The following is a 24,928-nucleotide window of genomic DNA, read 5'->3' as shown; positions in this document are numbered from 1 at the left end:
CTCAGGCGCTCCCCTCGTCCTCTTCCTCGACGGGGGTGAGCAGGCCGGGCAGGTCCTCGACCACGATCCGGCCGCCCGGTACGTCGACGGTGGGCACGAGCTGCACGACGAACGGGACCAGGACCTCCCGGCCGTCCTCCGCCCGGACCGACAGCAGGTCCTGCGCGGAGCCGTGCACGACCTCCTCCAGCACACCCACCGGGCGGCCGTCGACGGTCTCCACCCGGAGCCCGACCAGCTGGTGGTCGTAGAACTCCTCGGGGTCCTCGGGCGTCTCGGCGTCGTCGACGGTGACCGCGAGCAGCAGGCCGCGCGCGGCCTCGGCCGCGGTGCGGTCGCGGATCTCCGCGAACGTCACGAGCAGGCGGGACTGGTGCCAGCGGGTGCTGCGCACGGAGAGCGACCTGGGCCGGGACGGGCCGTGCGGCTCCCCGCCGTCCGGGGCCCGGGTGACGAGCACGACGCCGTCGGCGAAGCGACGCTCCGGCTCGTCGGTCCGCAGCTCGACGGAGACCTCACCCTTGATGCCGTGGGCCTTCCCGACCCGGCCGACGACGACCTCGGTGCTCGCCATGCCACCTCACCTGCTCTCGATGGAACCGCACGAATGGGGAGACCATCGCTGGTCTCCCCATTCGCATGGTGCTTGTTCGTGCCTACCGGCGACGGTCCACGTCGACGAAGTCGACCCGGGCACCGTTCTTGCCGGCGAGCGCTCCGATCACGGTGCGGATCGCGGTCGCCGTGCGGCCGCCCCGACCGATCACCTTGCCGAGGTCCTCGGGGTGTACGCGCACCTCGAGGATCGAGCCGCGCCGCAGCTGCTTGTCGCGGACGGTCACGTCGTCGGGGTGGTCGACGATGCCACGGACCAGGTGCTCGAGAGCGTCAGTCAGCACGGGGATCAGCCCTCGGTCGACTCGTCGGCCGGCTTCTTGTCGGCGTCGTCGGTCGCGGCGGCACCCTCAGGGGTCTCGTCGGCCGGGGTCGCCTCGGCAGCCGGAGCCTCCTCGGCGGGAGCCTCGGCCTTCTTGGACTTCTTGGTGACGGCCTCGGCCTTGGGCTCGTTCGCCGACTCCTTGAGAGCCTCGTTGAAGATCTCGGCCTTGTCGCGCTTGGGCTCCTTGACCTTCAGCGTGCCCTCGGCACCCGGCTCGCCCTTGAACTTCTGCCAGTCGCCGGTGACCTTGAGGATCGCGGCGACGGACTCGCTCGGCTGCGCGCCGACGCCCAGCCAGTACTGCGCCCGGTCGGACTGCACCTCGATGAACGAGGGCTCCTCCTTCGGGTGGTACTTGCCGATCTCCTCGATGACCTTGCCGTCGCGCTTCTTGCGGGAGTCGACGACGACGACGCGGTAGTGCGGCGCACGGATCTTGCCCATGCGCTTCAGACGGATCTTGACTGCCACGGGTGTGGTGTCTCCTTGAAAGTATTGGCGTGGTTGAGCGCCTCGAACCAGGTGGGGACCGGGCCGATGCACTCGGCGGACGCTGCGTGACCGGGAGAGAGGGTCCGGGCACGCAGGACTCAGCCGCACATTGTGCCAGAGAGCCGGGCCCGGACTCCAATCGCCCTTCAGGACACCACCCGGCCGCGCAGGACGATCCGCTTGGGGTCCTTGAGCACGCGCAGGTCCTCGAGCGGGTTGCTGTCGAAGACCACCAGGTCGGCCGGTGCGCCCTCCGCCAGGCCTCCGGGCATCCCGAGCCACTCCCGGGCACGCCACGACGCGGCGCCGAGCGCGTCCTCGGCGGTGAGGCCGTACGTCGCCAGCTCGATCACCTCGTCACCGATCAGGCCGTGCGGCAGCACGCCCCCGGCGTCGGTGCCGGCGTAGATCGCCACTCCCGCCTCGTAGGCGGCGCCGATCGTGTCGCGCCGCCGGGCGTACAGCGCCCGCATGTGCTCGGCGTAGGCCGGGAACTTCTCCTCCCCCGCCGCGGCGTAGCCCGGGAAGTTCTCGAGCTGCTTGACGGTCGGGACCAGGGCGACGCCGTTGGCCACCATCGTGTCGATCAGGCCGGTGTCGAGCCCGGTGCCGTGCTCGATGCAGTCGATGCCCGCGCCGATCAGGTCGGGCAGGGCCTGCTCGCCGAACACGTGGGCGGTGACCCGGGCGCCGCGCTCGTGGGCGACACGCATGGCCTGCTCCAGGGACTCCCGGGTCCACGACGGGGTGAGGTCGCCGGCCTCCCGCTCGATCCAGTCGCCGACGAGCTTGACCCAGCCGTCGCCGCGGTCGGCCTCCTGGGCGACGTACGCGGGGAGGTCCTCGGGCTCGATCTCGTGGGCGTAGTTGCGGATGTAGCGCCGGGGCCGGGCGAGGTGCCGCCCTGCCCGGATGAGCCGCGGCAGGTCGTCGCGGTCGTGGATCCACGACGTGTCGGCCGCCGAGCCGCAGTCGCGGATCAGCAGGGTGCCCGCGTCGCGGTCGGCGAGCGCCTGCTTCTCCTGGACGTCCTCGGGGACCGCGCCGTTCTCGTCGAGGCCGATGTGGCAGTGCGCGTCCACCAGGCCGGGGACGATCCAGCCCTCCGCGACCAGCTCCGCCGAGGCGACCGGCTCGTAGGTCACCCGGCCGTCGACGACGTACAGGTCCCGCGCCTCGCCCTCGGGCAGGACCACTCCACGCAGCTTGAAGGCAGTCATGCCCCCGAACGCTACCGGTTACTGCTTGGGCAGGTACTTCGAGAACTCGGCGGGAAGCTGGAAGTCCTCGGCGCTGGGCTGGTCCTCGCCCTGCGGCAGGCCGAACGGGTTCGCCCCGTTGCCGCCCTGCGGCTTGGCCGCCGCGGCCTTCTGCTCCTGCGCGCGCTTGGCGGGGTTGCCCGAGCCGCGCTTGGCCTTGCCCTTCTTCGGCGCCTGCTTGCCCTTGCCCCGCTTGCCGCCGCCGACGCCGCCCATGCCGGGCATGCCCGGCATCCCGGGAATGCCGCCGCCCTTGGCCATCGACATCATCATCTTGCGGGCCTCGAAGAACCGGTCGACGAGGGTGTTCACGTCGGAGACCTGGGTGCCGGACCCCTTGGAGATCCGCTGCCGGCGCGAGCCGTCGATGATCTTCGGGTTCTCCCGCTCCGCCGGGGTCATCGACTGGATGATCGCCTGGATCCGGTCGATCTCCCGCTCGTCGAAGTTGTCGAGCTGGTCGCGGAACTGCCCCATCCCGGGCAGCATCCCCATGATCTTGCTCAGCGACCCCATCTTGCGGATCTGCTGCATCTGCTCCATGAAGTCGGTCAGCGTGAAGTCGCCACCCTGGCCGGTGAGCTTGGCCGCCGCCTTCGCGGCCTGCTCCTGGTCGAAGGTCTTCTCCGCCTGCTCGATCAGGGTGAGCATGTCGCCCATGTCGAGGATCCGGCCGGCCATCCGGTCGGGGTGGAAGAGGTCGAAGTCGGTGAGCTTCTCGCCCGCCGAGGCGAACATCACCGGCTTGCCGGTGATCGAGGCGACCGAGAGCGCGGCGCCACCGCGGGCGTCGCCGTCGAGCTTGGTGAGGACGACGCCGTCGTACCCGACCCCGTCGAGGAACGCCTGCGCGGTGTTCACCGCGTCCTGGCCGATCATGGCGTCGACGACGAAGAGCACCTCGTCGGGGGTGACCGCGTCGCGGATGTCGCGAGCCTGCTGCATCATCTCGGCATCCACGCCGAGACGGCCGGCGGTGTCCACGATCACCACGTCGTGCAGGGTCCGCCGGGCCTCCTCGACGCCGCCGCGGGCGACCGCGACCGGGTCGCCGACGCCGTTGCCCGGCTCGGGGGCGTAGACCTTGACGCCGGCGCGCTCGCCGTTGACCTGGAGCTGGTTGACCGCGTTGGGGCGCTGGAGGTCCGCGGCGACCAGGAGCGGGCTGCTGCCCTGCTCCTTGAGCCACAGCGCCAGCTTTGCGGCCAGCGTGGTCTTGCCCGAGCCCTGGAGGCCGGCGAGCATGATCACGGTCGGCGGGTTCTTCGCGAACCGCAGCCGGCGGGTCTCCCCGCCGAGGATCGTCACCAGCTCGTCGTTGACGATCTTGATGATCTGCTGCGCGGGGTTCAGCGCCTGGCTGACCTCCACGCCGCGGGCGCGCTCCTTGACGGCACCGACGAACTCCTTGACGACCGGCAGGGCCACGTCGGCCTCGAGCAGCGCGACCCGGATCTCGCGGGCGGTCGCGTCGATGTCGGCTTCCGACAGGCGGCCCTTGCCCCGGAGGTTCTTGAAGGTGTCGGCAAGGCGGTCAGAGAGAGTTGCGAACAATGGTCGTCATTCCTCGTGGTGGCGGCGCAGAAGCGTGACCCCGGCCCGGGCCGTGTGCCCGGTCGATGAAGGGTCAGGCGTCAAGGGTAGCCGGGCCGGTGAGCGCATGGCGTACGGCGTGCGCCGCTTCCGCGGACCGCTCGTCGCCCAGCGCCCCCGCCGCGGTCTCCTGCACGTAGAACACGTCCACCGCCTGCGGGCCCAGCGTGGTCACGTGCGCCGAGCGCACCGACACGTCGATGTCGGCCAGCGCCTGGCACACCAGGTGCACCACACCGGGGCGGTCGTCGACGCGGACCTCCAGCACGGTGGCCTCACGGGAGGCCTCGGGCCGCACCGCCACGGACGGGTCCAGGGTCCGACCCGCCGTGCGCCGCAGCCGCTCCCCCGGGTCGAGCCGGCCGGCGAGGACCGCCTCGAGCCGCTGGCGCAGCACTGCGGCGTCGAGGTGGGTGTCGTCGACCTGCCACTGGGACACGGCGTACTCGTCCTGGGTCCAGGCCCGCGCCGAACGGATCGACACCCGCTGCATGCCGAGCATGCCCGCGACCGCGGCGAGCAGGCCGACCCGGTCGCCGGACACCACGGTGACCTGGCTGCCGTGCTCGCCGGTCTCCACCCGGAGGTCGACCCGGGTGCTGTCCTCCGCGACGGCCGGCGGGATGTCCAGCAGCACGGTGTCGAGGCCGTCCGGGGTGGTCTCGGACAGCTCGGCCGCGACCCGGGCGACCAGCTCCTCGACCAGGCCGGCCCGCCACGGGGACCAGGCCTTCGCCGCGGTCGCCCGGGCGTCGGCCTCGGTGAGCACCGCGAGCAGCTCGAGCGTCCGTGCGTCTTCCACGCGCTCGACCACGTGGGCCACGGTGGCGGGGTCCTCGAGGTCACGGGTGGTGGCGACATCCGCGAGCAGCAAGTGCCAGCGGACCAGACCTCTGAGCAGGGCGACCTCCTCGGCGGAGTACCCCATCCGGGCCGCGATCGCGGCGGCGATCGGCTCGCCGGCGGCGCTGTGCTCCACGAGGCCGCCCTTGCCGATGTCGTGGAGCAGCGCGGCCACGACCAGCAGGTCGGGGCGGGAGACCCGGCGGATCAGCCGGGACGCCTCGATGCAGGTCTCGACCAGGTGCCGGTCGACGGTGAACCGGTGCACGACCGAGGCGTGCGGGAGCAGCCGGACCCGCTCCCACTCGGGCAGCAGCGTGTGGAGTGCGCCGGTCTCGTCGAGGGTCTCCCACACCGCGAGCAGGCCGGGACCGGCGGCGAGGAGGCGCGCCAGCAGGTTCCGGGCCTCCTCGGGCCACGGCTCCGGAATGGGTGGGCACTCACGGGCCAGGCGCGCCGCGGTGGGCGGGGCCAGGATCAGGTCGCGCTCGGCGGCCTCCGCCGCGGCGCGGAGCAGCAGCGTCGGGTCGTCGGCGGGCCGGGCACCCCGGTCGAGGACCACCTCGCCGTTGGACAGCGCGAGCGACGAGCCGACCGGCTCCAGGTCCGGGCGGCGGCGGTGCGCGCCGGACACCGGGCGCGCGAGCACGCCCTCGACGCGCCGCCAGGTGAGCCGGGAGATGTGGGTGATGCGGCGGCCGATCTCGCGGACCTGCCGCTGCGCCTCGTCGGCGTCGGCGACCTTGAGCGTGTCGGCCAGGTCGTCCCACATGTCGGGGGCGATCCGGTCCGAGGGACGGCCGGCGACCTCGTGCACCGCGTCGCGGACGTCGAGGAGCTGCTGACGGCTGCGCTCGAGGTCGGCGTGCGGGACGTCGACGAGCCAGGTGGCCACGAGCGCGGTGAGGATCGTGGCGTCGCGGAGCCCGCCGCCGGACTCCTTGAGGTCGGGCACCGAGGCGTGGGCGAGCTCGCCGAGCCGCTCGCCGCGCCTCTGCGCCATCTCCCGCAGCTCGGGCAGCCGCTGACGCGCGTCGCGGCGCCACTGGGCCAGGACCGCGGAGCGCAGCTGCAGGGTGACCGTGGGGTCCCCGGCGAGGTGCCGGGCGTCCAGCAGCCCCAGGGCGACCCGGATGTCCTGCTTGGCGGCGGCGGTCACCTCGGACAACGCCCGCACGGAGTGGTCGAGAGCGGCTCCGCCGTCCCACAGCGGGTACCAGACCGTGCCGGCGACCTCCGCGAGGTCGGCGTCGGCGATGTCGTCGGTGTGGACGAGGACCACGTCGAGGTCGCTGTGCGGGGCCAGCTCGCGACGACCGAAGCCGCCGACGGCGACCAGCGCCAGGCCGGTCTCGTCGCGTTCCCCGAGGGCACGCGCGAACGCTGCCGAGCACAGGGCATCGGCAGCGTCCGCGCGACTCAGGCGTTCGGTGGAGGTCACGACCAGGTCAGAGTGCTGCCTCGTCGCGGTCCCCCGTGCGCACCCGCACCACGCTGTCGACCGGCACCACCCACACCTTGCCGTCCCCGATCCGGCCGGTCTGGGCGCTCTTGACCACGATCCCGACGACGTCGTCGGCGTCCGGGTCGTCGACCACGATCTCGATCCGGATCTTGGGCACGAGCGCGATGTCGTACTCCGCCCCGCGGTAGACCTCGGTGTGCCCCTTCTGCCGGCCGTAGCCGTTGACCTCGCTGACGGTCATGCCGGTGACGCCGAAGGTCTCGAGCGCCTCGCGGACCTCTTCCCACTTGTGCGGCTTGATCACCGCGGTGACGAGCTTCATGCGGTCACCTTCCTTTCGTTGGCGGGCTGGCCCGCGTTCAGCGTGGAGGCACCAGCACCGCTGCGGGTGCCGCTGGTGGAGTGCAGGTCGTAGCCGGACTCGGCGTGCGTGACCAGGTCGACGCCGGTGATCTCGTCCTCCTCGTCGATGCGGAAGCCGACCGTCCGCTGCAGGACCAGGCCGATGGCGTACGTCGCCACGAACGACACCGCGAGGACGGCGAACGCGCCCACGGCCTGGCGCCACAGCTGGTCGACACCGCCACCGTAGAACAGGCCGTCGACACCCGCCGGGGCGGCGGCGGTGGCCAGGAAGCCCACGCCTATCGTGCCGACGAGGCCACCGACCAGGTGGACGCCCACGACGTCGAGCGAGTCGTCGTACCCGAACCGGTACTTGAGGCCGACGGCCAGGGCGCACAGGGAACCGGCGACCGCGCCGAGCACGATCGAGCCGACCGGCGAGAGCGCGGAGCAGGCCGGGGTGATCGCGACCAGGCCGGCGACGACACCCGAGGCTGCGCCCAGCGAGGTGGCGTGGCCGTCCCGGACCTTCTCCGTGGCGAGCCAGCCGAGGGCGGCGGCCGCGGTGGCGACCAGCGTGTTCACCCAGGCGACGGCGGCGAGGTTGTTCGCGGCGAGCGCCGAGCCCGCGTTGAAGCCGAACCAGCCGAACCAGAGCAGGCCCGCGCCGAGCATGACCAGCGGCAGGTTGTGCGGCCGCATGGCCTCCTTGCCGAAGCCCCGACGCTTGCCGAGGACCAGCGCGAGCGCCAGGCCGGCGGCGCCGGCGTTGATGTGGACCGCGGTACCGCCCGCGAAGTCGATGGCCACCAGGGTGTTGGCGATCCAGCCCCCGACGTGGTCGTCGAGGCTGAAGTCGAAGACCCAGTGCGCGATCGGGAAGTAGACGACCGTCGCCCAGATGCCCGCGAAGATCATCCAGGTGCCGAACTTGGCCCGGTCCGCGATGGCGCCCGAGATGAGGGCGACGGTGATGATCGCGAAGACGGCCTGGAAGGCCACGAACGCCATCGGCGGCAGCCCGCCCGCCTCGGAGGTGACGTCCTCCATCAGGCCCTTGAGCCCGAGGTACTGGGTCGGGTCGCCGACCAGACCGGCCCCGAGGTCGTCGCCGAACGCGATGGAGTAGCCGTAGAGCACCCACAGCACGCTGATCAGCGCGAGCGCCCCGAAGCTCATCATCATCATGTTCAGCACGCTCTTGGAGCGCACCATGCCGCCGTAGAAGAGTGCGAGGCCCGGGGTCATCAGCAGCACCAGAGCCGCCGATGTCAGCACCCAGGCGGTGTCGCCGGTGTTGATCATGTGTCTCAACCTCGTGTTGTGGCAGGGAGAGGTGGCCCCGGCACGACCACGTTGTCGAGCCCGTCCCACCCCGATGCACATCACCTTGACCGGGGTACGTTTCACGAGGCCGCGAGACGTGTTGCGCCCACGTGACGTCTCTCGGCCGCGTGTTACGGACAGGTGAACGACGGAACACCATTTTCTGGCCTGGTCGCTTGGATGAGTTTCGGTAATGTGCGTATCGTTTGCGTCTATGAGCACCACCACCGAGACCGACACACCGTCCGACAGCGACAGCGCGCCCGGCAAGGGAGCCGACGCGGAGGCGGAGGAGCAGCCGGTACGCCGGGGCCGGGGGCGACCGCGCGACCCGCAGACCGACACACGGATCATCGCCGCGGCCGCCAGCCTGATGCTCCACCGCGGCTTCGACAAGATGACCGTGGACGACGTGGCCGCCGAGGCGGGCGTCGGCAAGGCCACCGTCTACCGGCGCTGGCCGAGCAAGGACGACCTCGCCGTCGCCGCGATGGAGCAGCTGTACTCCACGGAGATGCCGGAGCCGGACACCGGCTCGATCGTCACCGACCTCACCGCGAGCTTCCGGGCCGTGCTCGTCTTCGTGAACTCCCCGCAGGGCCGCGAGTACCTGAAGATGTCGATCGCGGAGTCGATCCGCGACGACCGGATCGCCGCGCTCTACCGGGCCTCGACCGAGCGGGCGGAGGCGCAGGCACGCCGGATGTACGAGCGCGCGATCGAGCGCGGCGAGGTCCGCGGGGACGTCGACCTCGACTGCTGCGTGCAGTGGCTCGGCGGCCTGCTCGCGGTGCGGGCGATCACGAACCGTCCGATGCCCACGCTCGACGACGTGCGCAAGATGGTCGAGATGACGCTGCGGGGCATCACCACGCACCCGTCGTCACTCGACCGGGGCGGGGAACCCCTCGACTGAGACGCAACGGCCGGCAGGCCCCGCGGGGACTGCCGGCCATTCGGCTGCTCGGAGGATGTCGCTCAGGCGCCGTCGCCCAGGATCGCCTCGACGAAGGTGTCGGGGTCGAACGGCGCCAGGTCGTCGGCGCCCTCGCCGAGACCCACCAGCTTGACCGGGACCCCGAGCTCGCGCTGCACGGCCACCACGATGCCGCCCTTCGCGGACCCGTCGAGCTTGGTCAGCACGATGCCGGTGACCTTGACGACCTCGCTGAAGACGCGGGCCTGGACCATGCCGTTCTGACCGGTGGTCGCGTCGAGCACGAGCAGCACCTCGGTGACCGGGGCCTGCTTCTCCACGACCCGCTTGACCTTGCCGAGCTCGTCCATCAGTCCGGCCTTGTTCTGCAGTCGGCCCGCGGTGTCGACGAGGACCACGTCGGCCTCCTGCTCCACGCCGGTCTTCACCGCCTCGTAGGCCACGCTGGCCGGGTCGCTACCCTCGGGCCCGCGTACGGCGGGCACGCCCACGCGCTCGCCCCAGGTGGTCAGCTGCTCGGCGGCCGCGGCGCGGAACGTGTCCGCGGCACCCAGCACGACCTGCTTGTCCTCGGCGACGAGGACCCGGGCCAGCTTGCCGACGGTGGTGGTCTTGCCGGTGCCGTTGACCCCGACGACCAGGACCACGCCGGGCTTGCCGTCGTGCCGGTCGACGTGCAGCGAGCGGTCCATGGTCGGGTCGACCAGGGCGACCAGCTCCTCGCGGAGCACGTCCTTGACGGGTGACGCCGCGGCACCCTCCACCCGCATCCGGGTCCGCAGCCGCTCGACGAGCTCCTGGGTGGGCGCGACACCGATGTCCGCGGTGAGCAGGGTGTCCTCGATGTCCTCCCAGGTGTCCTCGTCGAGGCGGTCGCGCGAGAGCAGGGCGAGCAGGCCACGACCGAGGCCGCCCTGGGACCGGGAGAGGCGCTCGCGGAGCCGGACGAGCCGGCTCGCGGCGGACTCGGGACGCTCGAGGGTGGGCGCCGCCGGCTCGGTGAGGACCGGCAGGTCCGCGTCCTCGACGGTCCGGGTCGGCGTGTCCCGCGGCGTCTCCGCGTCCTCCCCGACGTGCGGCTCCGGAGGGGCGAGGACGTCGGTACCGCCCCCGCGCTCGACGCGCTTGCCGCCGGAGCGGGAGCGGGTCGTGACGAGGCCGGCGAGCAGCGCGACGGCTGCGACGGCGATGCCGATGATCAGGTAGAGATAGTCGTCCACGCGCACCATCCAACCATGCACGCAAGGGCCCCCGGACGACCGGAGGGCCGGTCCGGCACACCCCGCGGGGAGCACCGCCGTACCGCGGGCGAGGCCGCGGCGAGAGCGGTCAGGCCCGGCTCAGGAGCGGGTCACTGGTGCTGCTTGGCCCGCTGGTTGTCGAGGGTCGGCAGGCGGTCGACGCCCTTGCGCATGGCGTCCCCCACCCAGGGCGCGTTGGGGACTTCCTCACCCCGGTGCGGGAAGGCGACGTAGAGGACCACGACGCCCGCCAGCACGATGATCACGAGCATGGCCACGACGATGGGGATCACTGCAGAACCACTTCCCGAGGATTCGACTGGACCGGGGTCCGGCGGGCCCCGGCTAGTCCGCCCATCGTGTCACGGTTCCGGGATGCTCTCGACCTGTCAGGGACACCGTGGACGGGTGGACCCCTGCCCTGTAGCCGATCCGGTCCGGTCCAAACCTGGGCGGAAGGTCCCGAAACGGCGCGGACTCCCTACCGCCCGGGGAGCACCAGCGCCTCGGCCACCGTCCGGATGACGTCCGGGATCGGGCGCACCGGCCGGTCCCCCGGGCCGCCTGCGTTGTCGACGTACACGTGCACGAACCGACCCTCGGCGGCCGCCAGGTCCGACTCCCCCTGGAACAGGCCGATCCGGTAGATCACCGAGGAGGTGCCCACCCGCTCCGCGACCAGGCCCATGTCGATCGGCTCGGGGAAGCCGATCTCGCGGAAGTAGCGGCACGAGGTCTCCGCGACCACGCCGATGGCCGGCAGGGTCCGGACGTTCACCCCGGTGGCCTCGAACAGGTGCGCGTTGACCGCGGTGTCGAACAGCTCGTAGTAGCGGGCGTTGTTCATGTGCCCGTACGCGTCGTCGTCGGCCCACCGCGTGGTGGCCCGGCGCCACGCGACGAAGTCGGCCCGTCCCGGCGGGCCCGGTCGCTCTGCCATGGCCTAGGACGCCGCTGTCTCGCGGAGGCGCTGGCTGATCACCGCGGAGACGCCGTCGCCGCGCATGGTCACGCCGTACAGCGCGTCGCCGACCTCCATCGTCCGCTTCTGGTGGGTGATCACGAGCAGCTGGCTGTTCTCGCGCAGCTCCTCGTAGATCTCGAGGAGCCGGCCGAGGTTGGTGTCGTCGAGCGCCGCCTCCACCTCGTCGAGGATGTAGAACGGCGACGGCCGTGCCTTGAACAGCGAGACCAGGAACGCCACCGCGACCAGCGAGCGCTCGCCGCCGGAGAGCAGCGAGAGCCGCTTGACCTTCTTGCCCGGCGGCCGCGCCTCCACCTCGACGCCGGTGGTGAGCATGTCGGCGGGGTTGGTCAGGATCAGCCGGCCCTCGCCGCCGGGGAAGAGCCGCTTGAAGACGTGGTCGAAGGCGGTCTGCACGTCGTTCCACGCCTCGGTGAACACCTGCTCCACCCGCTCGTCGACCTCGCGGACGATGTCGAGCAGGTCCTTCCGGGTCTTGCGGAGGTCCTCGAGCTGCTCGGTCAGGAACTTGTGCCGCTCCTCGAGCGCGGAGAACTCCTCCAGCGCGAGCGGGTTCACCTTGCCGAGCATGGACAGGGCCCGCTCGGCGGCGCGCAGCCGCTTCTGCTGCTCCTCGCGGACGAACGGCACCGGCTCGGGCTCCGGGTCGTCGGGCCTGCGCTCCTCCCCCGGCGCCGCCGGTGACGGCGGGACGAGGTTCTGCGGGCCGTACTCGGCGGCGAGCGCCTCCGGGGCGAGCCCGAGCTCCTCGAGCGCGCGCTCCTCGAGCTGCTCGATGCGCATCCGCTGCTGAGCGCGGGCCATCTCGTCGCGGTGCACGGTGTTGACCAGCTCGTCGTGCTCCTTGGCCAGGTCGCGCAGCGTGGTGCGCACGGCCATGAGCTCCTCCTCGCGACCGCGGCGCGCCTGCTCCACCGCCGTACGCTCCTCCGCGGCGGCGGCCACGGAGACCTCCAGCCGCTGGAGTACGGCGGTCACGCCCCTGCCGACGGCCTCGGCGACCCGGCCCTCACGGGCGAGCCGCTCCCGCCGGGCGGCGGCCTTCGCCCGGGCGTCGCGCTCGGCCTGCGCGGCCCGCATCAGCGAGTCGGCCCGGCCGGACAGCGCACGCGCCCGCTCCTCCGCGGTGCGCAGCGCGAGGCGGGCGTCCATCTCCTTCTGGCGCGCGGCGCGTGCCTCCTCGGCGAGCCGCTCCCGCTCGGTGGTGTCGGGATCGTCCTCCGGTGCCTCCTCCGCGGCGAGCAGCCGCTGCTCGAGGTCGGCGAGGCCGGCGAGGTCCTTGTCACGGGCAGCCTCGGCGGCCTCGATGGCCTTCGCGAGCCGCTCCGCCTCGCCCTTGGCCGAGCGGGCCTGCGAGCCGTACTGGCCGAGCTCCTCGGCGACCGCGGCGAGCGTGGCGTCGGACTCGTGCAGCTTGGCGAGCGCCACGTCGACCCGCTGCCGGGCCTGGGCGCGCTCCTCCTCCAGGCGGGACAGGTCGAAGGTGAGCCGCTCGCAGGAGCGGGTGGCCTCGGCGAGCGCGGCGGTCGCCTCGTCGACCGCCGCCTGCACCTCGATCAGGCTGGGCTGCGCGGTGGAGCCGCCCGCGGCGAAGTGGGCGCCGAGGACGTCGCCGTCGCGGGTCACCGCGGTGACGTCGGGCAGGTCGGTGACCAGGGCGCGGGCGGCGTCGAGGTCGTCGACCACCGCGACCTTGAACAGCAGCCGGCCCAGCGCGGAGCGGAGCGCCTCGGGCCCCTCGACGACGTCGGTGGCGTAGACCGCGCCGTCGCTCAGGCCCGGCCACGCGGCGTCGTCCACCGGGGCGCCGCCGAGCAGGATGCCGGCCCGGCCGAGGTCGTCGGACTTGAGCGTGGAGATCGCGCCGAGCGCGGCGTCGACGTCCTCGACGGCCACCGCGTCGGCGGCGCTGCCGAGGGCTCCGGCGATCGCGGTCTCGTAGCCGGCGCGGACCGAGAGCAGCGCGGCGACCGAGCCGAGCAGGCCGGAGACCGGCTCGCTCGCGGCGAGCAGCGCCCCGGCACCGTCCTTGCGGTTGAGGCCGAGCTCGAGGGCCTCCTTGCGGGCGGCCAGCGCGCCGCGCTCGCGGTCGGCGGTCTGGGCCTCCTCGCGGGTCTTGGCCAGCCGCTCCTCGATGTCGTCGAGCTCGGAGGCGGCGCCCTCGTGCTCCGCGTCGAGGCCCTCCTCGCCGGCGTCGAGGCCGGCGATGCGCGTCTCGAGCGCGGTGAAGTCGCGCTGGGCGCGGTCGGCACGGGCCACCGCCTCCTCGCGCGCGGCGGTCAGCCGGCCGAGCTCGTCCTCGGCGGCGGTGGCGCGGCTCTTCAGCGCGTTGACCTGCCCGTGCAGGCGGGCCAGGCCCTCCCGGCGGTCGGCGGCGGCGCGGATCAGCCCGGCGACGCGGCGATCCTCCTCGGTGTGCGCGGTCTCGGCCTCCTGGCGGGCGGCGAGGGCGTCGTCGAGGGCGGTGCGGTTGCGGGTGACCTCGTTGCCGATCTCGGTCTCCTGGGCGCGGACGCGCTCCGCCTCCGCGACGAGCTGATCGGGGTCGCGGCCGGACCCGGACGACGGCTCGGAGGCACCCTCCTGCGCGTTGCGGACCCGCTCGGCGGCCAGGCTCGCGGTGCCCTTGAGCCGCTCTCGCAGGCCGGACAGCGCGAACCAGGTCTCCTGGGCCTGCGCCAGCGCGGGCAGGTCCTCGCGCAGCGCGGCCTCGAGCGCGGCTTCGGCCCGGCGGGCCCGTTCGACGGCGGCCTCCACCTCGGCGCGCCGCTCGAGCAGCACCGACTCGTCGGCGAGCTCCTGCTCCAGCGCCGTACGCGCGGTGACCAGGTCGTCGGCCAGCAACCGGGCCCGGGCGTCGCGGACGTCGGCCTGCACGACCGCGGCGCGACGGGCCACCTCGGCCTGACGGCCCAGCGGCTTGAGCTGGCGACGGATCTCGGTCAGCAGGTCGTTGAGCCGGATCAGGTTGCCCTCGGTGGAGTCCAGCTTCCGCAGCGCCTTCTCCTTGCGCTTGCGGTGCTTGAGGACGCCGGCGGCCTCCTCGATGAAGCCGCGGCGGTCCTCGGGGGTGGCGTGCAGGATCGAGTCGAGCTGGCCCTGCCCGACGATCACGTGCATCTCGCGGCCGATGCCGGAGTCGGAGAGCAGCTCCTGGACGTCGAGCAGCCGGCAGGACTGCCCGTTGATGGCGTACTCCGAGCCGCCGTTGCGGAACATGGTCCGGCTGATGGTGACCTCGGCGTACTCGATCGGCAGCGCGCCGTCGGCGTTGTCGATGGTCAGCGCGACCTCGGCCCGGCCCAGCGGGGGGCGGCCGGAGGTGCCGGCGAAGATGACGTCCTCCATCTTGCCGCCGCGCAGCGACTTGGCGCCCTGCTCCCCCATCACCCAGGCGAGCGCGTCGACGACGTTGGACTTGCCGGAGCCGTTGGGGCCGACGATGCAGGTGATGCCCGGCTCGAGCTGCAGGGTCGTCGCCGAGGCGAACGACTTGAACCCGCGGAGCGTGAGGCTCTTGAGGTACAAGGTGTGGGGCTCCTCCCGTGACGGCGCTGGCGGCCGGGCTGTCGCAGACGAAGAAAGATCATGCCGTGGGGAAGTCAGCAGGCAGCACCTTACCCTCCGCGACCCCCGGTACGGCGCAGGCGGGGCGCGACCTCGCCGCCGTGCGGTCAGGCCAGGTTCTTCCGCATCTGGACCGAGGTGGTCTCGAAGCCGGGGCGCTCGTAGAGGCCGCGGGCCACGTGGTTGCTGCCGAACACGTTGAGCCGCCCGGGGGTGGCGCCCACGCGCGCGCCCGGACCAGAACCGCCGACGGGTCGGGTCGGGTCAGGAGCGCCCGCCCTTGGCCGCGCGGCGCCGCAGGAGCACCGCGCCGGCGAGCCCGGTCCCGACCAGCGACATGGGCAGCGCGTCCTCGGGCCACGAGAACACCCCGAACGGGCTGGTCGAGCCCAGCGAGAGCGAGCCGGTGCGCGTCGTACCACCGGGCAGGTCGACCGCGTAGACGTCGAGCCCGCGGACCAGGTCGACCGAGTAGACGAGGTTGGTCTTCTTGCCGGTCGCGACGCCGGCCTTGTTGTAGACCGGCACCCAGTAGCTGTCCCAGACCTCCGAGGCGCCCCAGGTGGCGTAGCCGTAGGAGGTGAGGTTCTCCGGGTCGCGTACGTCGACCAGCTGGGTGCCGCCGCCGTAGAAGCCGACCGCGACCACGCCGGAGGGGTGGTAGTCGAACCAGTGCGCGGAGCAGAACGCGCCCTGCGGCAGCGGGAACGTGCCCAGGTCGGAGATCTCCACCTTGTCCAGCGGCACGATCGCGTCGGGGGTCCCGTCGAGCCGCCTGACCCACCAGGTCTGGAACGAGCCCGCCTTGGTGCAGTCGGTCTGCTCGTAGTCCTCCTCGGTCACCAGCAGCACGTTGCCGTTGGCGAAGGACGGATCCGCGTCGGGCCGGAAGGCGCCCGCGTTCGGCCGGAACGAGTTGTGGTGGATGAAGTCGTTGTACCCCTCGGCCTCGGGGTCCTCACCGCGGCCGGCCGCGCCGGTGGTGGTGACCAGGCGCGGCGCCACCGGGTCGGTCACGTCGAAGACCGCCGACCCGTCGTACCCGGTGTGGGTGCCGTAGCCGGCCTCGTCGAAGTTCCACTTGTGCCCGGCCGCCGGCGAGGCGAACGGCTGCACGCCCTCCCGGGCGGGGTCGGCGTCGACCTCGACCGGCGTGTCGAGGTCGGTGAGGTCCATGATCGAGAACGTGCCGGCGCTGCCACTGCCGGCCGAGTAGGCGTAGCGGCAGTCGGTCTCGCGGATGCACGCGACCGTGTGCGTGCTCGTGGTGGCCGGTGCGGACGAGCGGATGTGCGGGTCGGCCGGGTCGGTGACGTCGACGACGACCATCTCCTCGCCGAGCAGCGCGTCGCTGGTGTGCTGCACGTCCGCGGACACGTCGTACAGGTCCACGCCGATCAGCGCGAACCGCTCGGTGCCGTCGGCCGTCTTCCGCTCGCCGCAGTTGATCGCCTCGTTCTCGAAGACGAGGTTCGGCAGGGTGCCGGTGAGGACCGGGTGCAGCGGGTCGCTCACGTCGAAGACCCGGATCGAGTCCAGGTTGGACATCACGAACACCGGGGCGCTCTTCATGAAGCAGCCGGAGATGCCGGTCGACCCGGGCTGCGAGGCGACCAGGTTCACGTTGGGGCTCGCGACCAGTGGGACGTCGGTGCCCGCGGAGTACTCGGACCGCATCGCCGCGGCCCGCTCCTTGTCGTGGTTGCCGTGGGCGGACGCGGCGCCGGGGGCGACCAGGACGAGCGCGGCCGTGGCTGCGAGGGCGGTCGCGGCCCGGGCGAGGACGCTGCCGACGGTGCCGGCGGGTGACGGGAGCATGCGGGTCTCCTCCACGGGAGGCGCCGCTCCGGGTGAACGGCGTCACCGGGACAACGAGGCACCCCGGCCGCGGGTCACGGGCCCTGGACCGACCGACGCGACAGGTCAGGCCGGGACGCCGGTGGTGCGCACGCAGAAGTTCCACAGCGCGCGGACGTGCTCCGGGGAGGGCCGCGTCCGGGAGAGGTACGACGTGGGGCGGGGCCGGCGGTCGTGCCAGAACAGGCCGGTCGTCTCGCGTGCCTCCCGCGCCGCGAGCAGCCACACGGCCGTGTCCGCCCCCTGCTCCGGCGTGCGGAGCAGCGGCCCCATCACCTTGTCGAAGGCGGGCAGCGAGTCGGTGACCCCGGGGGTGGCCGCCCAGCCCGGATGCATGCTGTGCACCGTGGTCCCCTCGGGCTCGAGCACCCGGGCCCACTCCTCGGCGAGGTGGACCTGCATCCGCTTGGTGCGGGCGTAGGCGGTGGTGCCGGAGTAGTCGCCGAGGGTGTACTCCGGGTCGTCGTCGTAGAGCCGCTGGGCGTACATGCCGCCCGAGGCCACGAACAGCACCCGCCCGGCCCCGTCCGCGGCCAGCGGCCCGCGCAGGGCGTCGGTGAGCACGTGCGGCCCCAGGACGTGGGTGGCCAGGGTCAGCTCGTGACCGTCGTCGGTCACCGTGCGCTCGGGCGGCAGCACCCCGGCGTTGTGCACCAGGGCGCGCAGCCGAGGCACCTCGCGGCGCAGGTCGGCCGCGACGTCCGGCAGGGCGGCGAGATCGCTGACGTCGCAGCGGTGCACGCGCACGGCGGCGTCCGGGAGCTCGGCGAGGATCTCGTCGCGGGCGGCCTCGCCACGCTCGACGCTGCGGCAGAGCATCCACACCTCGGCACCGAGCCGGGCGGCACCGAGCGTGGTGGCCGCGCCGAGGCCGGAGTTGGCGCCGGTGACGGCGACGGTCGTTCCCGCGAGCGCGCCGGGGGCCGGGTCGTCGGGCCACCAGTGCCGGCGCAGCGCGCTGCCCACCCGGGAGTAGCCCGGAACCACGGTTCGGTCGAGGAGCCAGTCGAGGCCGGCGGTGAGAGGCATGCCACCGAGACTACGCAGGGGCGCGAAGGCGCCGCCGGTCCCGGCGGGGGCGGCTCAGACGGGCTGCATGCTCTCGTCGAGGGTCAGCAGAGGAGCGTCGTGCGCGGCGGCAGCGAGCGTGTCGTTCTCCGCCTGGAGGCGCAGGACGTGGTCCTCCAGGTCGGCCACGTGCTGGCGAAGCCGACGGTTCTCCGCGGCGAGCTGCGCGAGGGCTCGTGGGTCGCTGCTGCTCATGTAGCCGAGGAGCGCCTTGGCCATAGATGTCCTCCGGAGGTAGAGAGGGTCAGACCGCACCGCTGCACCGGCGGGGTGTGCCGGAGGGGTGGGGAGGTTGTCAGTCCAGAGTCCCACCGTCCGTGTCGCCGGTCAATCCCGGTGCTTGCCGAGTGCAAGCAACCCGTGCGGCCGCGCCGCGTGGCCCCTGGGTAGCGTGGACGGCATGAGCGCACCGCTGGAGATCGCCGCCTGCCGTCGGCTGTGCAGCTGGGCCGCGACCGGGCGGCTGCGCGACGGAGAGCGGCTCTTCGCCTGCTCGGGCTGCGGCAGCGAGTGGGCCGCCTCCGAGCCGTGGACCCCGATCGACCACACCGGCGTGATCCCGCCCGCGGTTCAGGCCGAGCGCCGCCGCGGCCGTGGCTGACACCGGGGACAGAAGTACGACGACCGATTCATGAAGGACACCCGCTCCACCGGGGTGCCGCACCGGGAGCACGGCTCCCCCTGCTGGCCGTAGACCTCGAGCGAGCGGTCGAAGTAGCCGCTCTCGCCGTTCACGTTCACGTAGAGCGCGTCGAAGGATGTGCCGCCCTGCGCGAGGGCCGCCGCCATCACCGTGCGCACCGCCGCGAGCAGCGCGGTGGCGTCGGAGCGGCGCAGCCGGTCGCCGGGACGGTCCCCGTGCAGCCGGGCGAGCCACAGCGCCTCGTCGGCGTAGATGTTCCCCACGCCGGAGACCAGGGTCTGGTCGAGCAGCAGCCGTTTCACCCCGGAGGTGCGCTTGCGCAGCCGGGCGACGAACGCGTCGTCGTCGAACTCCGGGTCCATCGGGTCGCGGGCGATGTGCGCGATCTCGGGCGGCAGCTCCGCCCCGCCGGTGGAGATCGCCAGACCGCCGAACATCCGCTGGTCCACGAACCGGAGCTCGTAGGGGCCGTCGAGCGACAGCCGGACCCGCAGGTGTCGTTCGGGGAGGGCGGTCGCCGGCTGCACGAGCAGCTGGCCGCTCATGCCGAGGTGGGCCAGGAGGGCGTCGCCGTTGTCGAGCGGCAGCCACAGGTACTTGCCGCGGCGCCGGGCCTCCTCGACGCGCCGGCCGGTCAGCCGGGCCGCGAAGTCGTCGGGGCCGGCCGCGTGGCGCCGTACCGGACGGGGATGCAGTACGTCGACCGCGGTGATGGTGCGGCCGACCACGTGGGTCTCGAGGCCGAGGCGGACGACCTCGACCTCGGGCAGCTCGGGCACGTCAGGCGTCGGGCGTCGGGGGCGCCGTCGCCGTGGGGGTGACGGCCGTCCCGGCGACCGAGCCGTGCACCGCGACGATCGCCCGGTAGGCGGTCTCGGCGGCCTGCTGCTCGGCCTCCTTCTTGGAGCGCCCGGTGCCGTGACCGTAGAGCTCCTCGCCCACCTGGACCTGCGCGGTGAAGGTCTTCTCGTGGTCGGGGCCGTCGTCCTCGATGACGTACTCGGGGACGCCCAGGGAGTGCTCGGCCGAGAGCTCCTGGAGGCTGGTCTTCCAGTCCAGGCCGGCGCCGAGCCCGGCGGCCGCCTCCATCAGCGGGTCGAACAGCAGGTGGACGATCTGGTCGGCGGCCTCGAAGCCGCCGCTCAGGTAGACCGCACCGATCAGGGCCTCGACCGTGTCGGAGAGGATCGAGGACTTGTCGCGCCCTCCGGTCGACTCCTCGCCCCGGCCGAGCTTGATGTGCTCACCCAGACCGATGGTCCGGGCGACCTCGGCGAGGGCGCGGGCGTTCACGACCGCTGCCCGCAGCTTGGCCAGCCGGCCCTCGGAGAGGTCCGGGTGCGTGCGGTACAGCGTGTCGGTCACGACCACCCCGAGCACGGAGTCCCCGAGGAACTCCAGGCGCTCGTTGGTGGGGAGCCCACCGTTCTCGTAGGCGTACGAACGGTGGGTGAGGGCGCGGTCCAGCAGCTCGGCGTCCAGCACAGGCCCGCCGAGCGCGGCACGCAAGTCGTCGTAGGACGGCTCGCTCACGACAGGAGCCGTCAGAGAACCTGGCGACGGTCGGCGCGGGCGCCGTACTGACCGCAGTCAGGGCAAGCGCGGTGGGGCAGGTGCTTCGCACCGCACGCGGGGTTGCTGCAGGTCACCAGCGAGGGCGCAACAGCCTTCCACTGCGAGCGACGGTGACGCGTGTTGCTGCGCGACATCTTCCGCTTCGGGACTGCCACTTATCTCACTCCTCTGTAGGGCCGGGGGTCCGGCCGCCTTCTTCGTCAGTTGCTTCGCCCAGCGTCTGGAGCGCCGCCCATCGCGGGTCGATCGCCTCGTCGTGCTGGTGGTCCGGGTCGTCCGCGAGCCGCGCGCCACACTCGACGCACAGACCCGGGCAGTCGTCCCGGCACAGCGGCTGGAACGGCAGTGAGAGCACCACCGCATCCCGCAGCACCGGCTCGAGGTCGAGCAGGTCGCCCTCCATGCGGAGTGCTTCGTCCTCCTCGGCGTCGCTCTCCTCGTAGACGAAGAGCTCCTGGAAGTCGGCGACCATCTCGTCGCTGATGTCCTCCAGGCAACGCGCGCACTCACCCTCGAGCCCCGCCTGCGCGGTGCCGGTGACGAGCACACCCTCCATGACCGCCTCGAGCCGGATGTCGAACTCGATGGGCGACCCTTCGGGGACGCTGAGTACCTCGATGCCAAGATCTGCCGGCGCCGGTGCCGAGAATGTCATCGTGCGCTGAGACCCCGGGCGGCGGCCGAGCTCGCGAGTGTCGAGCACGAGCGGCGCTCTCGGGTCGAGACGCACGGTGGATTCACTTCCGTCAACGGGCACAGCAGATCACGGTCCTTTCACGTCGACCCGGGTTGGTGCAGGGGCGAGCATGGCGAACCGCCCCCAAGACTACCGTCTGGGCGGCTTCGCGGCCAAAACGGCCGCCGCCGGTGCTGCTCAGCCCTCGAGGTGCTCGGGCAGCTTGATCTTGTCGACCTCGTCCTCGGTCAGCGAGTCGAGGGCGGAGCGCCCCGCGAGCCGCTCCCGGCCGCGGTGCACGGCCTCGAGCGTGCGCTCCAGGGTGATCTCGAAGTTGGCCAGCTTGCCGTCGACGTACTCGTCGGTCTCCTTGCGCAGCGAGTCCGCCTCGACCTCCGCCTGGGCGAGCACCTCGTCCGCGCGGCGCTGCGCCCCGCGGAACAGCTCGGTGTCGGAGACCAGCCGGTCGTGCTCGTTGCGGGCGTCCGCGACGATCCGCTCCGCCTCGCGGCGGCCCTCGTCGACGAGGTCGTCACGCTCCCGAAGGACCCGGTCGGCCTGGCTGAAGGCGCCCCCCATCTCGTTCTTCAGCTCGTCGAGCAGCTCGAGGAGCTCGGCGCGGTTCACCACCGCAGAGGCAGACATCGGCATCGACCGAGCCTGCTCAACCACCCGCCGGATCTCGGCGAGCTTCGCGTGCACGTCCACATTGACCTTTCTTACGAACGAGTAAGGGCTTGGTGCGTCCCTGGCCCAGCAGACGCGGATGTACCCCCGTCACGACGATACGACGAGTGCCGTCTTCGTCACACGTTCCCGGCTCGACGCTCCTCGAGGCGAGCCGTGAGCCGGTCCAGCACCATCGGCGGCACGAGCGGGGAGACGTCGCCCCCGAAGGTGGCGACCTCCTTCACCAAACTCGACGCCAGGAACGAGTATTCCGGACTGGTGGGCACGAACACCGTCTCGACCGGGGCGAGGCTGGAGTTCATCTGCGCCATCTGCAGCTCGTAGTCGAAGTCGCTCACGGCGCGCAGACCCTTGACGATGGCGTGGATGTCGCGCTCCCGGCAGAACTCGACGAGCAGGCCGTGGAAGGAGTCGATCCGCACGTTCGGGAAGTCGGCACACACCTCGGTGAGCATGTCGATCCGCTCCTCGACGGTGAACAGGCTCTGCTTCGACTTGTTCACGAGCACGGCGACGGTGACCTCGTCGAAGAGCGACGAGGCCCGCGAGACGATGTCGATGTGACCGTTGGTGACCGGGTCGAACGACCCGGGGCACACGGCTCTGCGCACTGCTGCTCCTCGGCGGTGACGACCTGTCAGGTCGTGGTGGGGGGACTTGCTGCGTGACCGTACCAAAGCGTCGTCTCGCCATACTTCCGCGAGCGACCCTCCTCGAAACCCTCGGGCCAGGGCACCGCACCGTCGCGGGTGGACCGCTCGACGACCACCAGCGCGGCCTCGGCGAGCCACCCGTGCTCGCGCAGCGCCTCCAGGTTCTCCACCACGTCGGCGGTCGGCACGGCGTACGGCGGGTCGAGGAAGACCACGTCGTACGGCGCCAGCGGCGGCTGCGCCAGCGTCCGGGCCACGGGGGCGGCGACCACCTCGACCTGGGTGAACCGGAGCGTGCGGACGTTGTCGCGGATCAGCGCCGCCGTGCGCCGGTCGTGCTCGACGAGCATGACCACCCCGGCGCCGCGCGACATCGCCTCGAGGCCGACCGCGCCGGAGCCGGCGTACAGGTCGAGGAACCGGAGGCCGGTGATAGAGCCGAGCGCGGAGTCGATCGCCGAGAACATCGCCTCGCGGACCCGGTCGGAGGTGGGCCGGGTGCTCTCCCCGCCGGGGGTCTTGAGCCGGCGGCCGCCGGCCGACCCGCCGATGATCCGGGTCATGCCTTCTCCAGGTAGTCGGCCTGCTCGGACTCGTCGAGACGGCGGACCGCGGCGGCCAGCACCGGGTGGGTGGCGAGGTCGGGGTCCGCGGCGACGACCTCCGTCGCGGCCTCGCGGGCGTCGACGATCACGTCCTCGTCGCGCAGCACCGAGAGCAGCCGCAGCCCCGACCTGCGCCCGGACTGGGCGGAGCCCAGGACGTCGCCCTCGCGGCGCTGCTCGAGGTCGACCCGGGACAGCTCGAACCCGTCGGTGGTCGCGGCCACGGCGCTGAGCCGCTCCATCGCGGAGGTCTCCTGCTCGGCGCGGGTGACGAGCAGGCAGAGCCCGGGCAGCCCGCCCCGGCCGACCCGGCCGCGCAGCTGGTGCAGCTGGGAGACGCCGAAGCGCTCCGCGTCGAGGATCACCATCACGGTGGCGTTGGCGACGTCGACGCCGACCTCGATCACCGTGGTCGAGACGAGGACGTCGATCTCGCCGGCGGCGAAGTCGCGCATCACGCGGTCCTTGTGGTCGGCCGGCATCCGGCCGTGCAGCATCTCGACCCGCAGCCCGTGCAGGGCGCCGGAGGACAGCAGCGGCGCGACCTCCTCGACCCCGGCGAGCGGCACCTCCTCGCCGTCGGCGGGCTCCTTCTCGTCCCCGCCGATCCGCGGGCAGACGACGTACACCTGGTGCCCCTTGCCGACCTCCTCGCGGACCCGCTCCCAGGCGCGGTCGAGCCACTGCGGCTGGTAGCGCAGCGGCACGACGCTGCTCTGGATCGGCGCGCGCCCGGCCGGCAGCTCGGCCAGCGTCGAGGTCTCCAGGTCACCGAAGACGGTCATCGCCACGGTGCGCGGGATCGGGGTCGCGGTCATCACCAGCACGTGCGGCGGCACCTCCCCCGCCTTCGCGGTGAGCGCCGCCCGCTGCTCGACGCCGAACCGGTGCTGCTCGTCGACCACGACCAGGCCGAGGTCGGCGAACTGGACCCGCTCCTCGAGCAGCGCGTGCGTGCCCACGACGATCCCGGCCGCGCCGGAGGCCGCGTCGAGCATCGCGCCCTTGCGGGCGGCGGCGCCGAGCGAGCCGGTGAGCAGTGCGACCCGGGTGCCGTCGTCCGCGCCGCCGAGCATGCCGCCCTGGGCCAGGTCGCCGAGCATCGCCGCCAGCGACCGGGCGTGCTGCTGGGCGAGCACCTCGGTGGGCGCGAGCAACGCCGCCTGGCCCCCGGAGTCGATGACGCGCAGCATCGCGCGGAGCGCCACGACGGTCTTGCCGGAGCCGACCTCGCCCTGGAGCAGCCGGTGCATCGGATGACCGGCGGCCAGGTCGTCGAGGATCTGCTCGCCGACCTCGCGCTGGCCGGCGGTGAGGTCGAAGGGCAGCCGGGCGTCGAACCGGTCGAGCAGCCCGCCCTCCCGGCCGGTGCGCGGGTGCGCCGGCAGCGCCGCGAGCGCGGCCCGGTTCCGCGCCAGGATGGTCTGCGCGACGAAGGCCTCCTGGAAGCGCAGCGACGTCAGCGCGGCCGTCTTGTCCTGCCACGAGTCCGGACGGTGCAGGGCCCGCAGCGCGGCGTGCGCGTCGAGCAGTCCACGGGAACGTCGTACGTCGTCGGGCACCGGGTCCTCGACCGAGTCGAGGTTCTCCAGCGCGATCTTGACCGTGCCCTCGATCTTCCACGACGACAGCTTCTTGGTGGCCGGGTAGATCGCCCGGACGGCGTTGAGCTTGCGGCGCTCCTCCTCGGCGACCGCCCCGGCCGTCAGCGCGTCGGCCTGCTCGAGGATGTCGGTCTGCGGGTGCACGAGCTGCCACCGCTTCTTGTAGCGGTCCCAGTCCGCGCGACCCTCGAACATGCCGACCGTGCCCGGGGAGAGCAGGTTGTGCCGCCAGTCGGCGGTGTGCCGCTTCTTGTCGAAGAAGGTCAGCGAGAGCTTGGCGTCGCCGACCTCGACCACGGTCTCCAGCCGGTAGGCCATCTGCCCGGTACGGCGGTCGCGGTAGGGGTGCTGGCCCGAGGACACGATCCGCGCGATCACCGTGGTGTGCTCCCCCGGCTGGAGCTCGGAGAGGTCGCTGGTCTCGCCGCGGCCGATCCACGAGCGGGGGTAGTGGCGCAGCAGGTCGCCGACGGTCTCGTACCCGAAGGCGTCCGCGAACGCCTTGGCCGCCTTCCCGCCGACGGCAGCGGACAGCTTGGACTCCATCGTGATCGCGGGCACGGC

25 protein-coding genes are annotated in these 24,928 nt (G+C 72.6%); 2 read left to right on the top strand and 23 right to left on the bottom strand.

Going from position 1 to position 24,928, the window contains the following annotated elements:
* Position 1 precedes the first annotated feature (1 nt).
* The 8 genes from rimM to K1X13_RS13105 form a co-directional block, all read right to left on the bottom strand.
* Positions 2-574 (bottom strand): ribosome maturation factor RimM, encoded by a 573-nt coding sequence (rimM, locus tag K1X13_RS13140; RefSeq protein WP_221025479.1) that lies wholly within the window; start codon positions 572-574, stop codon positions 2-4.
* A gap of 82 nt (positions 575-656) precedes the next feature.
* Positions 657-899: an RNA-binding protein gene (locus tag K1X13_RS13135; protein WP_221025478.1), complete on the bottom strand. Its 243-nt coding sequence runs from the start codon at positions 897-899 to the stop codon at positions 657-659.
* Positions 900-904: 5 nt separating this feature from the next.
* On the bottom strand, positions 905-1,411 hold the full coding sequence (gene rpsP, locus K1X13_RS13130; RefSeq protein ID WP_221025477.1) for a 30S ribosomal protein S16: 507 nt from the start codon (positions 1,409-1,411) through the stop codon (positions 905-907).
* Positions 1,412-1,578: 167 nt separating this feature from the next.
* Complete coding sequence (locus tag K1X13_RS13125) at positions 1,579-2,652, bottom strand: amidohydrolase family protein (RefSeq protein WP_221025476.1); 1,074 nt, start codon at positions 2,650-2,652, stop codon at positions 1,579-1,581.
* A gap of 18 nt (positions 2,653-2,670) precedes the next feature.
* Positions 2,671-4,245 carry a signal recognition particle protein gene (gene ffh, locus K1X13_RS13120; RefSeq protein WP_221025475.1) on the bottom strand — a complete coding sequence of 525 codons (1,575 nt, stop codon included), beginning with the start codon at positions 4,243-4,245 and terminating at the stop codon, positions 2,671-2,673.
* Between the two features lie 73 nt (positions 4,246-4,318).
* Positions 4,319-6,568 (bottom strand): [protein-PII] uridylyltransferase, encoded by a 2,250-nt coding sequence (locus K1X13_RS13115; RefSeq protein WP_221025474.1) that lies wholly within the window; start codon positions 6,566-6,568, stop codon positions 4,319-4,321.
* A gap of 7 nt (positions 6,569-6,575) precedes the next feature.
* Positions 6,576-6,914 (bottom strand): P-II family nitrogen regulator, encoded by a 339-nt coding sequence (locus K1X13_RS13110; protein ID WP_221025473.1) that lies wholly within the window; start codon positions 6,912-6,914, stop codon positions 6,576-6,578.
* On the bottom strand, positions 6,911-8,242 hold the full coding sequence (locus K1X13_RS13105) for an ammonium transporter (protein WP_221025472.1): 1,332 nt from the start codon (positions 8,240-8,242) through the stop codon (positions 6,911-6,913). Before K1X13_RS13105 ends, K1X13_RS13110 begins: the two co-directional genes overlap by 4 nt.
* Before the next feature lie 235 nt (positions 8,243-8,477).
* Between K1X13_RS13105 and K1X13_RS13100 the strand changes: the two genes are divergently transcribed.
* Entirely contained in the window at positions 8,478-9,179 is a 702-nt protein-coding gene (locus tag K1X13_RS13100; RefSeq protein WP_221025471.1) for a TetR/AcrR family transcriptional regulator, read from the top strand.
* A 62-nt stretch (positions 9,180-9,241) separates the two neighbouring features.
* Here K1X13_RS13100 and ftsY read toward each other — a convergent pair whose 3' ends face one another.
* The 7 genes from ftsY to K1X13_RS13065 form a co-directional block, all read right to left on the bottom strand.
* Positions 9,242-10,420, bottom strand: a complete 1,179-nt coding sequence (gene ftsY / locus K1X13_RS13095) for a signal recognition particle-docking protein FtsY (protein WP_308249546.1) — start codon at positions 10,418-10,420, stop codon at positions 9,242-9,244.
* Positions 10,421-10,551: 131 nt separating this feature from the next.
* Positions 10,552-10,734: a hypothetical protein gene (locus tag K1X13_RS13090; RefSeq protein WP_221025469.1), complete on the bottom strand. Its 183-nt coding sequence runs from the start codon at positions 10,732-10,734 to the stop codon at positions 10,552-10,554.
* Positions 10,735-10,922: 188 nt separating this feature from the next.
* Complete coding sequence (locus K1X13_RS13085; protein WP_221025468.1) at positions 10,923-11,381, bottom strand: acyl-CoA thioesterase; 459 nt, start codon at positions 11,379-11,381, stop codon at positions 10,923-10,925.
* 3 nt (positions 11,382-11,384) lie between these two features.
* A complete protein-coding gene (gene smc, locus K1X13_RS13080; RefSeq protein ID WP_221025467.1) occupies positions 11,385-14,954 on the bottom strand; it encodes a chromosome segregation protein SMC in 3,570 nt (1,189 codons plus the stop codon).
* Positions 14,955-15,257: 303 nt separating this feature from the next.
* Positions 15,258-16,811 carry an LVIVD repeat-containing protein gene (locus K1X13_RS13075; protein WP_221025466.1) on the bottom strand — a complete coding sequence of 518 codons (1,554 nt, stop codon included), beginning with the start codon at positions 16,809-16,811 and terminating at the stop codon, positions 15,258-15,260.
* Positions 16,812-16,916: 105 nt separating this feature from the next.
* Entirely contained in the window at positions 16,917-17,879 is a 963-nt protein-coding gene (locus K1X13_RS13070; RefSeq protein WP_221025465.1) for an SDR family NAD(P)-dependent oxidoreductase, read from the bottom strand.
* Between the two features lie 54 nt (positions 17,880-17,933).
* Entirely contained in the window at positions 17,934-18,137 is a 204-nt protein-coding gene (locus K1X13_RS13065; RefSeq protein ID WP_221025464.1) for a hypothetical protein, read from the bottom strand.
* 181 nt (positions 18,138-18,318) lie between these two features.
* On the opposite strand from K1X13_RS13065, the gene K1X13_RS13060 reads away from it, so the two are divergent.
* A complete protein-coding gene (locus K1X13_RS13060; protein ID WP_221025463.1) occupies positions 18,319-18,519 on the top strand; it encodes a hypothetical protein in 201 nt (66 codons plus the stop codon).
* Here K1X13_RS13060 and mutM read toward each other — a convergent pair.
* The 8 genes from mutM to recG form a co-directional block, all read right to left on the bottom strand.
* Positions 18,489-19,340 carry a bifunctional DNA-formamidopyrimidine glycosylase/DNA-(apurinic or apyrimidinic site) lyase gene (mutM, locus tag K1X13_RS13055; RefSeq protein ID WP_221025462.1) on the bottom strand — a complete coding sequence of 284 codons (852 nt, stop codon included), beginning with the start codon at positions 19,338-19,340 and terminating at the stop codon, positions 18,489-18,491. The two genes, K1X13_RS13060 and mutM, sit on opposite strands and share 31 nt — an antisense overlap.
* 1 nt (position 19,341) lies before the next feature.
* Positions 19,342-20,094: a ribonuclease III gene (gene rnc, locus K1X13_RS13050; RefSeq protein ID WP_308249545.1), complete on the bottom strand. Its 753-nt coding sequence runs from the start codon at positions 20,092-20,094 to the stop codon at positions 19,342-19,344.
* 11 nt (positions 20,095-20,105) lie between these two features.
* Positions 20,106-20,291 (bottom strand): 50S ribosomal protein L32, encoded by a 186-nt coding sequence (gene rpmF / locus K1X13_RS13045; RefSeq protein WP_221025461.1) that lies wholly within the window; start codon positions 20,289-20,291, stop codon positions 20,106-20,108.
* A 5-nt stretch (positions 20,292-20,296) separates the two neighbouring features.
* The gene (locus K1X13_RS13040; protein ID WP_221025460.1) at positions 20,297-20,791 is read right to left on the bottom strand and encodes a YceD family protein; all 495 of its coding nucleotides are present in this window, start codon (positions 20,789-20,791) and stop codon (positions 20,297-20,299) included.
* Between the two features lie 219 nt (positions 20,792-21,010).
* Positions 21,011-21,457, bottom strand: coding sequence for a hypothetical protein (locus K1X13_RS13035; protein WP_221025459.1), 447 nt, complete (start codon positions 21,455-21,457; stop codon positions 21,011-21,013).
* A gap of 161 nt (positions 21,458-21,618) precedes the next feature.
* Positions 21,619-22,113 carry a pantetheine-phosphate adenylyltransferase gene (gene coaD / locus K1X13_RS13030; RefSeq protein WP_221025458.1) on the bottom strand — a complete coding sequence of 165 codons (495 nt, stop codon included), beginning with the start codon at positions 22,111-22,113 and terminating at the stop codon, positions 21,619-21,621.
* Positions 22,114-22,139: 26 nt separating this feature from the next.
* Positions 22,140-22,718: a 16S rRNA (guanine(966)-N(2))-methyltransferase RsmD gene (rsmD, locus tag K1X13_RS13025; protein ID WP_221025457.1), complete on the bottom strand. Its 579-nt coding sequence runs from the start codon at positions 22,716-22,718 to the stop codon at positions 22,140-22,142.
* Positions 22,715-24,925 (bottom strand): ATP-dependent DNA helicase RecG, encoded by a 2,211-nt coding sequence (recG, locus tag K1X13_RS13020; RefSeq protein WP_443678919.1) that lies wholly within the window; start codon positions 24,923-24,925, stop codon positions 22,715-22,717. The genes rsmD and recG overlap by 4 nt, the downstream gene beginning before the upstream one ends.
* Between the last annotated feature and the right edge of the window lie 3 nt (positions 24,926-24,928).

Origin of the sequence: Nocardioides jiangsuensis (assembly GCF_019679455.1) — a bacterium.
Lineage (GTDB): Bacteria > Actinomycetota > Actinomycetes > Propionibacteriales > Nocardioidaceae > Nocardioides_C > Nocardioides_C jiangsuensis.
The sequence above is the reverse complement of the archived record's forward strand: the minus strand, read 5'-3'. Positions and strand labels throughout refer to the sequence as shown.